The sequence below is a fragment of the Candidatus Nanosyncoccus nanoralicus genome (assembly GCF_004138405.1).
Lineage (GTDB): Bacteria > Patescibacteriota > Saccharimonadia > Saccharimonadales > Saccharimonadaceae > Nanosyncoccus > Nanosyncoccus nanoralicus.
Genome location: NZ_PRLL01000011.1, coordinates 1 through 16038 on the forward strand (window position 1 = coordinate 1; position 16038 = coordinate 16038).

The following is a 16038-nucleotide window of genomic DNA, read 5'->3' on the forward strand; positions in this document are numbered from 1 at the left end:
CTCCATAGGCTTACTCTGACCGAAGAAGATATCGCAAAAGACGGTCTGGATTTTGAGGATCTTATTAAAGCCATCTACCATCAAATTACTACCTTGGATTTCTTGCGCTCTGATTCGCCACTTAATCTCACAGACACCGACGACGCCACCTTGGCTGACATTAAGAATTTCTGCCATCAACTCATTGATCTTTACAAAAACAGTTGACTTTATTAATTTATATGTTATTATACTAAAGCAACGTTGAGAAACTGTCGCTACGGGGCTCGTCCTGACTTTGTTTCGGGGTGAGTCCTGTCTTAAAACTTGCCCAAGGAAGGGGGTGAGTGTACATTAATTTTTGGAAAACACGAGAAGAATAGCCATCTTCAACACTACAACACACAAATAATACAATCGTTAATTTTTTATATATAGGCTATACTTCTCGTTGGATTCCATGCAGAAAGGGGGTGAATATGCATGGGATGGGTGATAACCGATAAGGTGACTGGGTGTTCGTATGACACCGATCACGACGGCTATGCAGCCGTTGCAGAGGCGCTCCATGAGCACCCAGAACGCTTTACGGATGCTACAACCGAGGAAAAGCGCCGCATTCGTGAAGGCGCTGAAAGCCTTGGCTGGAGACCACGTTACTAAGCGTAAAATTTTCCCTCCTTAGGGAGGGGCCATATGTTTTTTCCAAAAACTTCTCTCTCGGGGAGCCTCGGCTCCCCTCTTTTTTATTTTAAACATATCCACTATAATATAATTATCTTGTCACACTTCGGTCACTGACAATGAAAAAAATCAAAAAGCTTTAAGTATCGTCATTTATACTTTTAGCCAGGAGCCAATAAATCAGGCTCGCATAAATGACTCCATTTTAAATAAATCAAGGAGTTACTTATGAAAAATAATATTAACAATAATCAAGAACGCGTCGAAGTCATGGCTCTCTTCGGGTACGAAATGACCCCTTGTCAGCCATTAAATTTCAAAAAACGCAGTGGGGAAGAGTTTGAAGTTACTGAACTCCTCCAAACCCACATTCGTTTTATTGGCAACACCGCCATCCACATCTTTGACGTTATCGCGGGACAAAGCAACTATCAGCTATCCTTCAATGCCACCGATCTTTCCTGGCATCTACGTCTCGCGTAAGTTCTAAAAGAGACCGACGGTCTCTTTTTTGATGAATAAATTAAATTTTGCCTCAGTCACTTAGCTATTTATTTAAGACCCAACCTTGCCCAAAAATTCGTCAATCACTAGCCTAATCTCATCCGTGTTCTTGCAGTCCATTAATTTCACACGCAAATCAGACGCTCCATCAAATGAATTTATATACACCTTAAACATTCGTTTTAAAGGCTCAAACGGATAACGCGACCCTGCTACCTCCAGTGCTTTTTTTCTAGCATCGAAGCAATCTAGGTGATATTTAAATAAGTTCATTAATTCAAGCACACTTATATCTCCCTCTTGTGAGACTGGCCTTCGATTGGTAAAGCAATATGGATTCGAGAATATACCACGTCCAATCATAAAACCATCAACCTCTGGATATTTTTCTCTTAACTCCTGTACATGCTGATAATTTAGGATATCACCATTAATGGTTAGTCGCGTTGCCGGCGCAATTTCATCACGCAATTTCAAAATCTCTGGAATCAAATCAAAATGTACTGGCACTTTCGACATTTCTTTTCGCGTACGCAAATGAATAGTTAGGTTTGCAACTTGTTGTTTTAAGACAATTGGCAACCAATCCTTATACTCATCAACATAAGTAAAGCCTAGTCTAGTCTTCACCGACACCGGTAAGTTCGTATTCTTTTTAGCCTCATTAATACAATCAATCGCAAGCTCCGGCGTCCTAATCATTGCCGCCCCACCTCCGGCCTTATTGACATGCCGATCTGGACACCCCATATTAATATCTAACCCCTGAAACCCTAAGCCCTCTAATTCACGCGCAATTAGAGCGAAGTGTTCTGGAATTTTCCCCCAAATCTGCGCAATAATCGGAGCATCCGCTTCACAGACTGTTAGTCGCTCCAAGGCATCATGTCGCCCCTTCTCAGATGCATACGACGTGACATTTGTAAATTCAGTATAGAACAAATCTGGTCGTCCAGCTCGCTCAATTACTTGTCGAAATACCACATCCGTCACCCCCTCCATAGGAGCTAAAATTGTAAAACCTTTAGGTAAATTTTGCCAAATATTCATTTTATTCTTCCGTATTTTTTAATATAATCGCTTGCTCATAAATTTCCTCAAAACGCGCAATCGTGCGTTTTAGATCATGGCGTTTTGCAATCTCGATTGAAGCTAATTTATACTTTTTTAAGCGCTCTGGGTCTATTAAAATCCGTTTCATCGCATGAGCAATACCTGCAACGTCTCCTGGATGACAAAGCTCACCATTCTTTCGATTTTGGCATAGTTCCGATACTGCCCCAGCATCAACCGCTACAAGAGGCAATCCTACTGCCGCCGCTTCTATGAGAACAATACCTTGTGTTTCAGTCTCCGATGCCGTTACAAACATTAAGCCCGCTCGATAGATTTCTATCAACTCCGGTGGCATAATTTTACCCAAGAACTTCACCTGCCCCTCAATCTCCAGTTCTTTCGCCAAGGTTTTCAGGTTTGCAAGATCAATTCCATCCCCCACAATAATCAGCTCTAAATCTTTCGTCTCAACTTTCGGAAGAGTTAATAACTTCTTAAAGGCATTAAGCACTACGCTAATACTTTTTTCCGGATCAACTCGCCCAATATATAAAATCTTTTGAGTTTTTGCCGTCAATCCATATTTTTTTAAAATCTTTGCATCTGGTTTCTTCGGATAAAATTCCGTTAAGTCCACCCCGTTCGACAAAGCCTCGACCGTTACTTTAAAGTGTTTACGATTTTTAGGGATTAAATCACCTATCGCCATTTCGGTTGGCATGGTCGCATACTCCGCGTGCTTCAAAAAACTCGACATATACGCGCGCAGCATTGCGTTAGACGCTTTTTTAATTAATTTCGGTTTCAAAATTTTTAGTTGATCCGTAATATTATCTGGATAAGCATGCCCCGTTGAAACTAATGGCACTTTGTATTTCTTTGCGTACCACATCACAGCGAGCGCAATCGTTTCTGCCGTCTGTAGATGAATCACGTCCGGTTGAAAATCTTTCAATATTTTCTTGATTTCTTTTACCGGATTTACTGACCACCAAATACCATGACGATAAGCCAGTCTTGGCATCTGGATACCGAGAAAATCTCGCCTCTCAGGCACTTTGTTGATCTGATCTGGGTAAAAAGGGAAGCGGAGTGAAGTTAAAAATGCCGTTTTTACACCACTTTCCTCATCAGTTTCAATATGAAATTTCCCATTAAAACTTGGCGATAACACCAGCACCTCATGCCCAGCTTTCGCTAACCCATTTGCTAGATTGTGTGCAAAAACCGCCACACCGTTCGTCATTGGGTAATAAATATCTGAAGCAATTACAATTTTCATTTCTTCTATTATATCAAATTCAGCAAAATCCCACCTTCACTTCTGTTATAATACCCATATGAAGAAAACTAAAAAAGCTCAAAGCCAAGTCTCCGTCAATCGACGCGCAAGTTTCGATTATCATCTTGGCGATAAGCTGATTTGTGGCATGGCTCTTTCTGGCCCTGAAGTTCGTCTCATTCGCGATCACCACCTCCAACTCAAAGGTTCCTTTATTACTCTAAAAAATAATGAACTGTGGCTAAACAACCTTACCCTTGGTGCCGAAACTGCCAGAAACATTAAACTTCTTGCCACTAAAAAACAAATTCTATCTCTTCAGAAATCAAAACTTCTTGGCAATACCATTGTTCCCACTAAACTCTTTGGCGGCTCTCGCTATATAAAGCTTGAGATTGCTCTCGCCTCTGGTAAGAAAAAATACGACAAGCGCCTCAGTATCAAGCATCGCGATCTCGATCGAGAACGCCAAAAATATTAGGAGAATCATATGCAATACTCTCTCTATTCTTGGAATGTTAATGGCATCAGGGCCGTCCTCAAAAAAGGCGTGCTTCAAGAATTACTCCAATCTAAAAATCCCGACTTCCTCTGTCTGCAAGAAACAAAGGCTAAAAAAGATCAGGTCGAAGTTGATTTTCCCGATTATCAAGAAGTCTGGAATTCAGCAGATCGCGCTGGTTATTCTGGCACCGCAATCTTTGCCAAAAATCATCAACCCGTGCAAAGTACTGAACTGAATTTAGAGCATTTCTTAGCCACCCAAACTGATCCAGAAATTACCAAAATTCTCAATCGACTTCACCAAGATCAGTATGGCGCCCCCCTCAACGAGGGGCGTATCACCACTGTCGAAACATCTCATTTTTATCTAGTTACTGTTTACACTCCAAACTCTAAGAACGACCTTTCAAGGCTAAACCTTCGCCATGATCTTTGGGATCCCCTCTTTCTTTACTACATTAAATACCTTGAACAGACCAAACCTGTAGTCTTTTGTGGCGATCTTAATGTCTCACACCAAGAAATTGACCTTGCAAGACCCAAACAGAACACCAAGAACGCTGGATTTACTCAAGAAGAACGAGAAGGTATTGAAAACTATATCAAGAACCACTTCCTCGACACTTTTCGCACCCTTCACCCAGAGACTATTAAATATTCGTGGTGGTCACACTGGGGTCACGCTCGTGAGAACAATGTGGGGTGGAGAATTGATTATTTCTTCATCTCCGAAATACTAAAAAAGCATCTTCTTAGCGCAGAGATCCATGACCAGATTCTTGGCTCTGACCACTGCCCTATCTCAATTACACTTCAATTTTAAGAAAGGATATTATGCAAAACGCAGATTATTGGCAAAAACTTCAACCCATCACCGATAACTCAATCCTTTGGAATATCCCCGAGCAAAAGACCGGCCGCATCGCCATCCTTGGTGGTAATTTACAAAATTGCATGATTGCTATTAAAAATACCGAATTTCTAAATTCACTACCTATTAAAACCGTTAATTTACTTCTCCCCGATGCATTGCAGGGCAAGCTACCCACTTTTTCTTCGCTTTACTTCGCTGAATCCACTGAGTCAGGCTCTTTTGCTCGCTCAAATACCTTAGAAGACTTTACTCTAAACTCTGATCTCGTATTATACTCTGGTGATTTTTCTAAAAACTCTATCACTGAAATCGCTATTACAGACACCCTTAAAAAACTTAGCCCGAATCAGCTAGCCGTCCTGTCTCGTGATACAGTCGATCTTATTACTGCTGACATTCAAGGCATACTTGAACGCCAAAATCTCATCCTGATCGCCAGTCTTGCGCAACTCCAAAAAGTCTTCCGCGCCGCACTCTACCCTAAAATGATTCTTCTTTCTATGCCCATCTTTCCAGTAATTGAAATCCTCCACAAATTCACTCTCAGCTACCCCTGTACTATTTTCACTTTTCACCAGAACCAAATCATTATTGCGCGCTCCGGCATAGTTCACACAATCGCCATCGACAAAACTTCATACACTCCACTCTCACTTTGGTCTGGGACTCTTGCCTGCAAAATTTCCGCTCTAGCACTCTGGAACCCGCAAAATCTTCTTGAAGCCACAGAAACTGCCCTCTTTTGGGATCACCGCCAAAAATAGTAAGTCTCTGATCGTCAAAAATCAACAGTTATGCTAAAATAAACACTAGTATTATAAGGGTTTATTATGGCGAATAAGGTAATGATTATTGGAACAGGAAACGTTGGTGCAAGTATTGGTTTTTCACTTGTTTCTCAGCGCACTGCTGTTAATGAGTTAGTCCTTGTCGACCTTAATCAAGACGATGCGGAGGGGGAGGCTATGGACCTACGTGATACGCTGGCCGTTAGTCCCACTTATCTTAAGATTTCCGCCGGCAGCTACAAAAAAGACGCTAAGGATACCGATATTGTGATTTTTACTGCAGGTGCTGCCCAAAAGAAAGGTGGGGAAACTCGCATGGAACTACTTGCGCGCAATGCTAAGATTCTCCATAATGTAATCGACCAGCTTCTTGCCGCCAACTTCCACGGAATTTTTCTCATTGTCACCAACCCTGTTGATGTTATGAGCTATCTTGCTATGCAATATTCTGGCTTTCCTAGCCACAAAGTTATCGGTTCTGGCACCGTTCTTGACTCTGCCCGCCTTCGCTACCATCTCGCTGAAAGACTTAAGGTTTCGCCAAAATCAGTTCATGCCTATCAAGTTGGGGAGCATGGCGATTCCGAATTTACCATCTGGTCCTCTGCCAATGTTGGCGGACAACCTGTTCAAAAAATATTAAAAAAGGCTGACCTTAGCACAATTGAAGAAGAAACAAAAACGGCGGCTTATAAGATTATTGAGCGCAAAGGTGCTACCTATTATGGCATCGGCGCCTGTGTTACCAGCATCGTGAATTGTATTTTTAATGACGAGTGTAGAGTTCTACCAGTTTCAACCTACGATGCCTTTTCTGATACCTACTTTGGCTTCCCAGCAGTCGTCGGTAGAAAGGGAATTATCCATCGGCTCGACACGGAACTCACCGAAGCCGAATCACTAAAACTCCAATCTTCCATCAATGTTATTAAAAAAGCCATCAATACTATACCGACATTTCTTCCATAGTCTGTTATACTTAGGACATGATTCGGCAAATTAAAAATATTCTCAAATTCACATTAATTATCAGCCTAGTTTCGCTTGTCCTCTTGACTCCCCCAGTTAACGCCAGGCGTCGTCGTAGTGATTTTGATATCACCGATAATTTTACATTTAATAGCTTTACCGGCGATTATTATGTGACTCGAGACGAGAATAATCTTGCCAAGATGCACGTTGTTGAGACTTTAGTTGCTAAATTCCCCGATTATGGCCAAAACCACGGAATCAAACGAGTTATTCCTGCTACAAATAACGGTGGCAAAAATATTGTCATCTCAAACCCTTCGAAATTTCAAGCCAAGGTCAAACGTAATGGGAACGAAGAACCCTACACCGTCTCCTTCACTGACGGTAACATTGTTCTAAAAATTGGCAATCAGAATACCTACGTCACCGGTGAGCAAACCTACACTATTGAATATGATTTTGAGAACGTCGCCAATGACGTTGAATTAGAAAAATCCGCCGAGGATAAACCAGACACTATTCATAAATTCCAGGAAATCTATTGGAACGCTAACGGTAGCGCCTGGAAACAATCCTTCAGTTCCGTCACCGCCAATGTTCATGTCGATAAAAAACTCCTACCTGAACTCTACGATGTTACTATCTGTTTTAGCGGCGCCTACGGCTCCCGCGACGAGTGCGACAAGACCGTCGAAACCGCCGACGGGTTCACTTTTACAAGTAAAAATCTCTCTCGAGGCGAGGGCCTAACCTTTGGCATTGCTTTTCCAGAAAATACTTTCACTCCAGCTCCTGTTCGTATTAGCTATATTGCTTATTTCGCCTTCGGTGGTGCACTAATTGTCCTTCTTGCAACCATTGCCATTCTTGTTCGCCGTTACATTAAAAAGATTGCTCCTAAAAGACGTTTCTATAAGAGTCTCTTCACAGCCCCGCAATTTACCCCACTTGAAGGTTATACTATCGCTGAGGCCTCTAACCTCTATCTAAAACCTGCTCAAAATCCTAAAGTTGCAGCGGTTCTCGAACTTGCTATTCAGAAGAAAATTGAAATTATTAAACATGAAGACGGCAAAAAGAAACTCTTTAATAAAGAGTCTTGGGCAATTCGTATTAAAAACCTCAAAGGGCTATCAAAAGAACAGCTCTCCCTGTTAAATATTATGAACGGTGGCATCGAGCAGCTCACGGAAAATCAAGTTATCGAACTAAAGGCTCACCGCTACAGTAGTACGCTAACTGCACTCTACAAACAATTCGATACCGAAGTTGAATCTTCACTCAGAGAACGTAAAGACCTAGAACCAGAAACTAAATTCTTCCAAAATATTAAATGGCCGCTTGTTATTAAGCTTGTCGCAGTTGCCGCGGTCGCCATTGCAATCATCGTCATCAACATAATCAATCAGGAATGGTTCATTAATACCTTCGGCGAATATGGTTCAGTTGCTATTATCGAAAACGAAATTCTGCTAAATATTGCTTTTTACTTCGTACCAGCCTTCTTCTTCGTTATTACTTGCGGATCCGCTATTGGTTATCGCTATATGAAGTACACCAACCAGGGTTTAGAGCAGGCCAATTATCTTGCTGGACTTGAAACCTACATCAAAATGGCGGAAGCTGATCGAATTAAACTTCTTCAAAGCACAAAGGGGGCAGACACTTCAAATCAGGGAATCGTCAAGCTATACGAAAAACTTTTACCATACGCTATTATCTTTGGCCAGGAAAAATCTTGGCGCAAGTCACTTGAGCATTACTATACATTAGTCGACGAACGTGACCTCGCTTTGCCACTTTACTATAGCTTCTCTAGCTCCAGTTTACGTAGCCTCAGTAGTAGCTTAAATAGTTCAGTCACTGTACCAGGAAGTGGTTCCGGCTCTGGTTTTTCAGGCGGCTTCTCCGGCGGCGGTGGCGGCGGTGGCGGCGGGGGCGGTTGGTAATGCGCATCGCCCTCTTTACGGATATCTATCTCGATATCCCGGGCGGCATTCCATCTTCGATTAAGGCTCAAAAATCCGCACTCCAAAAGCTGGGACATAAGATCACCATCTTTTGTCCCGGAGACCAAATAAATAATACTGAAAAAGACCTCTATATTGTTCCAACCCACCGTCTTTTGCGGCCCAATCAGGCCCCTCTAGCCAAAAGACCTAAGAGAATTCTACAATCTATAAAAAAAGAGTATTCAGTTTTCTCTGATTATTTTGACCTCGTTCATGTGCACTATGAGGCCAGCTGTAGTATTGCTGGAGTTAAACTCGCTAAAGAATATAAATTAAAACTCATTCAGACCATGCATGGTCGAGAAGATATCGCCATTAATACCAATCTTTCTGCCCCCACAAAGTATCTTGTAGCTAGGCTACTCAATATTATGCACTCTATTAGCCTTGGCAGGCTATCATCTAAAACAGAAAGACTGCCTAGAAAAGATAGATTCCTAATCAAAAATTCCGTTTGTCAGAATATGTGGCAATTAATGGTGCGACAGGCCAATCTTGCCGACGCCGTGATTTCTCCCTCCGCCCATTTTGCTAAAAATCTTAAGCAGTACGGCGTCAAAAAGCCGATTCACGTTATTTCCAATGGCGTCGACGACTCCTATTTGCAAAATTTAGGTTTCTCTGTTCGCTCTTTTAAACCAAACGAACATCTGCGCATCATCTGGAATTCCCGACTCTCTAAGGAAAAACGCATCCTACCTTTCCTTCAATCTGTCGCAAGCTCAAAACATAAGGATAGAATCGATTTAACTATTATTGGTGACGGCAATCAAATGCAAGAAGCTAAAAATTTTGCAAAGTCACATCTTCAGTCTAGTCAAATTAAATTTTTAGGAATTGTCCCGCATGAACAAATTTTCAATTTTATGCAAAATCAGCATATTTCAGTGATTAATTCATACGGTTTTGATACACAAGGTATGACCATCTTAGAAGCCGTCGCTTGCGGTTTACCCGTCCTCTACGCAGATCCTGCCATGGATGAAGTTGTTCCAGAGCATGGCGGGCTTCGTTCTTCAAACGACTCAGTTGCCGCTATGACCGATGCTATCGATCAACTCTTCGCACACCCCACGATAATTGAAGAAATGAGTAAAAATGTTATTAAAGCCAAAGGCTCCGTTCTTCAATCCACACAAATCAGTAAACTATTAGAGCTCTACCTAAAGTAGAGCTCTTTTTAATTAATATTTTCTAAAGATTTTCTTCTCGATAATTTTTTCTTGCACAAAGCCTATAAAGAATTTGAAATAAATCACAGCTAATAATTTTTCAAAGAAAACCATAGTTGGCAAGACTAAGCAAGCCGTAATTGCGAAAACAATCCAGCCAAGATAAGAAATATTAAATGTAACACCGAATAAGTCTTGCAAGAAAATCATACAGAAGATCATACCAAACCCACAGCCCCCTACAATTAACTTCTTCCAGATATTATCAAATGGACGGCAAATTCTGTATAAGTAAACTAAACCTACAACTTCCCACGCTAAGACACAGAGCATCCCAAGCTCCACTTGTCCGATACGTAGTGCCCGTGTCACAAATACTAATGCCCAGATCACTACAACATTTGTCATTGCTGCTGGTGTAGCTTTTGATAGAACATTCAAAATAAAGTTACCCTTAATTAAATTCTGATTAGGAATCTGCGCCAAGAAGAAACTTGGTATACCAATTGTAAACATCGTCACAAGGGAAACCTGCGTCGGAAGTAAAGGATAGATCATACCAAAGCTAATTGACAAAATCGCTGCAATGAATGAAAAAATATTCTTTACGAGAAACAGAGAACCAGATCGCTCAAGGTTATTTACTACCTGTCGCCCCTCTTTGACAATTGCTGGCATTCTTGCAAAATCAGACTCTAGCAAGACTAGCTGGGAGGCCTGGACTGCCGCCTGCGAACCAGAAGCCATTGCCACAGAGCAATCCGCCTCTTTTAGAGCTAGTACATCGTTCACGCCATCCCCCGTCATTGCCACTGTACGACCAGCCGTCTTTAGGATTTTCACCATTTTTAGCTTCTCTTCCGGCTTCACACGGCCAAATACTGTATATTTTAAAACTGCCGCCTTAAATTCTTTGGCATCCTTAACGGTAGAAATGTCTATATAATCTTCCGCTCCTTCTACTCCAGCCATTTTTGCTACTTCTGACACCGTTCTTGCATTATCACCAGAAATCACCTTGATTTTTACACCCTGCTCTTTAAAATACGCAAAAGTTGCTGGTGCAGTTTTCCTGATTTCATTAGATAACACAATCACGAGTAGTGGTCTAACTTTTTCTGTCAAAGCCATCTCTGCTTTCTCTTTTTTTCCAGACAGCTGTCCTTGATACTCACCAAATACCAAGGCACGATAGCCTTTTTCCGTAAATTGATTAAAGGTTTTTGCATATTTCTTAAAATCATCCCCCAGTACAAACTCAGGCGCCCCCACTACTAATGTTTTCTTTTTAAAACAAATGCCACTATATTTATACTTTGAAGAGAATCCTAATACTTTTATCACCTCACCAGTAAGATCAGACAAAGCATTATGTTCCTCGACTGACTCCTCTGATTTTTCAAAATATCGTTTCAAAGCACGCATCGTCTCATTGTCTCCAGACTGCTCTGCCACTACTTTTTTCAAAAGCTGCTCAAACTGATCAGGTAAAATATCTCCACTATCGTCTTTGCCTACAATTCGCTGAATCTGTTCAACATTCATCCGGTCACTTGTAATTGTACCGGTTTTATCCACGCATAAAACATCTACCCTCGCCAAGGTTTCAATACACTTCATATCATGAACCAAAACTTTTTTCTGAGCCAAACGCACCGCAGAAAGTACCAGTGTTACCGAAGCAAGTAAGAACAGTCCCTCCGGAATCATCCCCATAATTGCCGCCACCATTGCCTGAATGCTCACCTTTGCTGTTGCACTATGCAAAAAGTACTGCTGTCCAAACATAATAATACCAATTGGTATGATCGCAATACCTGCCAACTTCACAAAGCTATTTAGTGACCTTAAGATCTCCGACTGCTCGCCTACGCGAATTGCCTTCGCCTTCATAGTTAATTTTGCCGCATATGATTCAGCCCCCACTTTCGTCACCTTGACGTAGCACTTACCATAAACCACAAAACTACCAGAAAATAATTCATCTCCAGTCTTTTTTACAATATCATCTGATTCTCCAGTTAACAGCGACTCATTCACCGCCACCTCACCATCAATCACCACCGCATCAGCCGGTATTTGGTAGCCAGCGGTCAACACCATCACATCATCCATCACCAAATTATGTGTCTTTATCATTTTCTCTTCGCCATCTCGCATCACTCTGATTTCCGGCGCGCTCAAGACGGTCAATTTATCCAAAATCTGTTTTGCTCTTAATTCCTGTAGAATACCAATCAGGGAATTAATAAAAATTAGAGGCAAAAAACTTAAATCCCGAAATGAACGTACAGAAATCAATAACGCCGCAAGCAACAAGAAGACAAAATTAAAATATGTAAAAACATTGGAAGCGATAATTTCTCCGACTGTTTTCGAAGGTGCCTCCACTGCCTTATTTGTCAGTCCGGCTGCCTTCCTTGCTTCTACCTCCTCTTGACTAAGCCCTACTATAATCTGTTCTTTTTTCATTTCTTCCATAATTATTTTTTCTTCTGCTCGATTGAGAATAATACTCCTGATATTACTAGTGTCACAACTATTACTAAGATCCCTCCGATAAATAATGGTACAGATCTCCCCATGGTCTCATTTTTCACTCCGTCATATTCATGGTTATTAATTTTTAATAATCTTTCCTCTAAATCTGCCCGGAGCACCTCTTTTTCTTGTATTTGCCTGGCTTTCTGTCCATATTCAGCCGATTCTCCATGTTTTTCATACTCATCCAGCATTTCTTTTCTTAAATTATCTATTTCTTGATAGCTATTTTTTATCTCCGCCTGTATTTTTTCAGCTGTTGGCAGATTTAGTTTCGAATATTCCGAATTCATATTCTGATAAATGCCAAAAGCAATCAGAATCACTCCAAGTAGCACACCACAAATCACAATTACACTACGGTTAATCTGTTTTCTTTTTTCCATTTCTTCCACCTCCAAAAAATTAATACCATTATAACAAATAAATCCCTATAAAAAAATCGACCATTAGGTCGTTTTGGTGGGCGAAGTGGGAATCGAACCCACACTCCATTGCTGGAACTAGATTTTGAGTCTGGCGCGTCTACCAATTCCGCCATTCGCCCTCTGTCTTATTTTACCATAAAACCCCACTTTCTTTATAATAGTTTTTCTAGACATAGCTTTTCAATGTTATAATTAATATATGAATCCAAAAGATGGTGGGCTATCTTCTAGCGATCGACAACGACAGACCGTGACTGAGCTCGCTCGCAATAAAGTTCTGGCTGCTTATTCTAACAACAGCCCTGTTTCTGCTTCTCAAAATTCTCCAGCCCAAAATTCACCACTAAATAAATTACAGCAAACCAGTCGTTCTTTCGCCGCCCTCTCTTTTCTTCATAATAACCAACACAAAGTAGAGCATCGCATTCTTGGCGAACAAACTCTTCGCAGTAATCTAATTCAAAAATACAATACCGAAAATCGCAGCTCACTCAAACAGACTCCTATTAACCTCAATAACCAGACCAATAACTGGCAAAAATATCATTCTGATTGGCAAAATTATTATCAAAAATACTACAGTGAATACTATGCCAAGGCTGCTCAAAAATATATCGAAACCGAAAAGAATAAACTCTCTGGCGCAGCAGCCGCCGAGCAAAATCAACTTTCTCAAGACAATATCACCGGAGGTGATTTAGAGCCCAAACAAGTTGAGACTAGTTTACGCGAAAAAATTCGTCAAAAAGCCAACTCCAGCTTTAAGCTGACAAAACGACATAAGCAACTCGTTCCACTTTTTGCCGGGATCTTTTCCGTCCTCTTCATCTTATTCTTACAGTATAACCGTTTGATCTTTGCACCAATCATGGCTTATATTGCACCAGGGAACACTAAAGATACTGGTATTACCGCTATCGATCCTACTGTTTCCGAAGCCCCAACTGCCGACCCTCGTCTGCTTATCCCTAAACTCAATGTCGACGTTCCGGTTCTTTACAATCTTGCCACCGACCCAGCCACTATTAATGACGCAATGAATCGTGGCGTTGCTCAGTTCAAAATCCCCGGCGCCGATGCTATGCCAGGACAAATCGGTAATCTCGTTATTTCAGGCCACTCTGCAGGTGATATTTATAGTAATAACCAATATAAATTCATCTTTTCTGGCCTTGAACGACTTGTTGACGGCGATCTAATCTACATCAACTACAACTCAGTTCGCTATACCTACAAGGTTTTTAAGCGTGAAACCGTTGAGCCAACCAATGTTGCTGCGCTTATTTACCCGACAGATAAGCCATTACTCACCCTTATTACCTGTACTCCACTCGGCACCGATCGCTATCGTCTACTAGTTACTGCTGAGCAGATCAATCCAACTTACGATAAAACCCAAGCTCCAGTTGTTGCTGAAACTAAACCTGAGACCACAGAAAACACTAGCTCCGTTCTGCCAGCCAACGAGCGCTCTTTCTTCGATCGAGTCTGGCGCTGGTTAACCGGACAATCAAACTAAATAAATTAGATAAATGGTACTTTCTGGTTATATAAAAATAGTCCCCTCGAGGACTAATTTTATATTCAATTCTAAATTAGCTTATCTCGCTTTAAACTATATCCATCAACCGTTTTTGTTACATAATACATATAACGATTGTTTGAGTTAATCACCGCATCAAACCCAGCAGCTACATCTTGATTCAAAATAGTGCGACGATTAGCTCCGTCAAAGTCAAAGACCTCCATCTTACCGTCCACTACATCAAACATTAGATAATAATCTAGCCATGCGATATTGCTATTTTGATGTTCTACATAGCTCAACTCTTCTAAGTCAAGATTATAGATCATAAATTTCTTATCACTTTTTGCAATAAAGAATTCACCATTGCCCGATTTTATCAATTCGCTTGGCACAAATCCCAGCTTCTCTTCACTAATCTTTTCAAAGCTATTGTCATTATTACCATAAGTCGGATATTCATTTGCTCGGTAAACCGCCAACCGATCATCTACAGTAACACAGAGATATTTTTTACTGTCAAATTCAGAAATCGCCAAACCAATAGACGCATCTTTCTTTGATCGTACAATCACCTCAATATCAATACCACCCTTATCGCCTAAACGATAAATCCCGACCTGACGCTTATCTTTCTCCGCATTAGTTAAATAAATAAGTTGTGAGCCAGAGGCTCTGAATTTAGCAATATTCTTCAAATAACTCTCTGATAATGTCTTCATTGAGGTATCAATTTCTCTCAAGTTACCATCAATTAACGCAATAAACCTACTAGCCGTCGCATCGCCAATCACCGCTTGTGTTAAGATTCGTTTACCCTCCGGCACTCGAGCCTCGGTCGTTGTCTCAGGCTTCTTGTCGGCTCCTTTTTCGGTATATTTTAGAATTGCCTGAGAAAGATTCACGCTTTCGCTAACCTTCTTTAAACTAAGCACACCCCATTCAACCGTTTCACCATTTTTAACCTGCATCAGGACCTTTTCACCAGTATCATTCCATGTTACTTGTAAAATTTCACCAGGGAACTTACCGTCACTTGTACCAGCAAAAACCCCCTTCACATCAATCTCTTCTGTTGTAACTTTATCCGCACCTAGCGCTGTAATGTATTGCCATTTTGTTGTATTATTCTTCGCCACCAATAAGCTTCGATGATCTGGCGCCGCATAAACGAAACGTAAATCCTGATAACTGGCCACTTCTTCTGTTGTGCGTTCCTTCTTAAATAGACGTGGGTGTTTTAAACGTGTTAAAAGTCCTGACGTAATACTAATCTTCTTAGTCCAAGAATCAAAACCTTCCTTCCATAGTGTGATTTCATGTTCGCCAGCCGAAAGCAGCTTCGAAATATTTGTCTCATTAAAATCCTGCTTTCCGTCAATTACCACTTTTGCTCCAGTTGGTAACGACTCAATCTGTGCCATACCGTTCTGCTCTAATTTAAGGTTAGCCCCCAATCTCCATCCTTCAACTACAGCCACCAATACAAAGACCAACCCCACCACAGCCAGTGACATAATAATATCTACAAAAATGACTCTAATTAGCTTATTACGTTTACGTTTTTCAATATCCATATTGGGTTTATTATAGCATGATAGTAATTAGTATTGATTTTCCAAACCGGTATAGTTTATAATAAAGACAAGCGTAATAAAAGAGTGAGGAAGACAAGATAAACATGCAAAGACAGTTATATACCCAAGACATTTCAAGT

At 41.0% G+C, this 16038-nt stretch carries 15 protein-coding genes and 1 tRNA gene; 10 read left to right on the forward strand and 6 right to left on the reverse strand.

Annotated features, from left to right (window positions below):
• The 3 genes from G3KMM_RS02910 to G3KMM_RS01850 form a co-directional block, all read left to right on the forward strand.
• On the forward strand, nt 1-207 hold a 207-nt coding region (locus G3KMM_RS02910; RefSeq protein ID WP_164998475.1), incomplete at its 5' end, for a hypothetical protein.
• Nucleotides 208-462: 255 nt separating this feature from the next.
• Nucleotides 463-642 carry a hypothetical protein gene (locus tag G3KMM_RS01845; RefSeq protein ID WP_129604784.1) on the forward strand — a complete coding sequence of 60 codons (180 nt, stop codon included), beginning with the start codon at nt 463-465 and terminating at the stop codon, nt 640-642.
• A 249-nt stretch (nt 643-891) separates the two neighbouring features.
• The gene (locus G3KMM_RS01850; RefSeq protein ID WP_129604787.1) at nt 892-1146 is read left to right on the forward strand and encodes a hypothetical protein; all 255 of its coding nucleotides are present in this window, start codon (nt 892-894) and stop codon (nt 1144-1146) included.
• A gap of 72 nt (nt 1147-1218) precedes the next feature.
• On the opposite strand, the gene G3KMM_RS01855 is transcribed toward G3KMM_RS01850, so the two are convergent.
• On the reverse strand, nt 1219-2217 hold the full coding sequence (locus tag G3KMM_RS01855; RefSeq protein ID WP_129604789.1) for a tRNA dihydrouridine synthase: 999 nt from the start codon (nt 2215-2217) through the stop codon (nt 1219-1221).
• A 1-nt stretch (nt 2218) separates the two neighbouring features.
• Nucleotides 2219-3505, reverse strand: a complete 1287-nt coding sequence (locus G3KMM_RS01860; RefSeq protein WP_129604792.1) for a glycosyltransferase — start codon at nt 3503-3505, stop codon at nt 2219-2221.
• A gap of 58 nt (nt 3506-3563) precedes the next feature.
• Between G3KMM_RS01860 and G3KMM_RS01865 the strand changes: the two genes are divergently transcribed.
• The 6 genes from G3KMM_RS01865 to G3KMM_RS01890 all read left to right on the forward strand — a co-directional run bounded on the left by G3KMM_RS01865 (nt 3564) and on the right by G3KMM_RS01890 (nt 9827).
• A complete protein-coding gene (locus G3KMM_RS01865) occupies nt 3564-3986 on the forward strand; it encodes an SsrA-binding protein (protein WP_129604794.1) in 423 nt (140 codons plus the stop codon).
• A gap of 9 nt (nt 3987-3995) precedes the next feature.
• Entirely contained in the window at nt 3996-4832 is an 837-nt protein-coding gene (locus tag G3KMM_RS01870; RefSeq protein WP_129604801.1) for an exodeoxyribonuclease III, read from the forward strand.
• 11 nt (nt 4833-4843) lie between these two features.
• Complete coding sequence (locus G3KMM_RS01875) at nt 4844-5647, forward strand: hypothetical protein (RefSeq protein WP_129604807.1); 804 nt, start codon at nt 4844-4846, stop codon at nt 5645-5647.
• Nucleotides 5648-5713: 66 nt separating this feature from the next.
• Nucleotides 5714-6640, forward strand: coding sequence for an L-lactate dehydrogenase (locus G3KMM_RS01880; protein WP_129604813.1), 927 nt, complete (start codon nt 5714-5716; stop codon nt 6638-6640).
• Nucleotides 6641-6657: 17 nt separating this feature from the next.
• The gene (locus G3KMM_RS02810) at nt 6658-8592 is read left to right on the forward strand and encodes a DUF2207 family protein (RefSeq protein ID WP_164998476.1); all 1935 of its coding nucleotides are present in this window, start codon (nt 6658-6660) and stop codon (nt 8590-8592) included.
• Entirely contained in the window at nt 8592-9827 is a 1236-nt protein-coding gene (locus tag G3KMM_RS01890) for a glycosyltransferase (protein ID WP_129604820.1), read from the forward strand. The genes G3KMM_RS02810 and G3KMM_RS01890 overlap by 1 nt, the downstream gene beginning before the upstream one ends.
• A 12-nt stretch (nt 9828-9839) precedes the next feature.
• Here G3KMM_RS01890 and G3KMM_RS01895 read toward each other — a convergent pair whose 3' ends face one another.
• From G3KMM_RS01895 to G3KMM_RS01905, 3 genes are all read right to left on the reverse strand, one after another.
• Nucleotides 9840-12308: an HAD-IC family P-type ATPase gene (locus tag G3KMM_RS01895; protein WP_129604825.1), complete on the reverse strand. Its 2469-nt coding sequence runs from the start codon at nt 12306-12308 to the stop codon at nt 9840-9842.
• A gap of 2 nt (nt 12309-12310) precedes the next feature.
• Complete coding sequence (locus G3KMM_RS01900) at nt 12311-12754, reverse strand: hypothetical protein (protein WP_129604831.1); 444 nt, start codon at nt 12752-12754, stop codon at nt 12311-12313.
• 74 nt (nt 12755-12828) lie between these two features.
• Nucleotides 12829-12915, reverse strand: a tRNA-Leu gene (locus tag G3KMM_RS01905).
• An 80-nt stretch (nt 12916-12995) separates the two neighbouring features.
• Here G3KMM_RS01905 and G3KMM_RS01910 point away from each other — a divergent pair.
• Complete coding sequence (locus tag G3KMM_RS01910) at nt 12996-14315, forward strand: sortase (protein ID WP_129604836.1); 1320 nt, start codon at nt 12996-12998, stop codon at nt 14313-14315.
• A 71-nt stretch (nt 14316-14386) separates the two neighbouring features.
• Here the strand turns inward: G3KMM_RS01910 and G3KMM_RS01915 are convergent, their stop codons facing one another.
• Nucleotides 14387-15898, reverse strand: coding sequence for a PEGA domain-containing protein (locus G3KMM_RS01915; protein ID WP_129604844.1), 1512 nt, complete (start codon nt 15896-15898; stop codon nt 14387-14389).
• Nucleotides 15899-16038 lie beyond the last annotated feature (140 nt).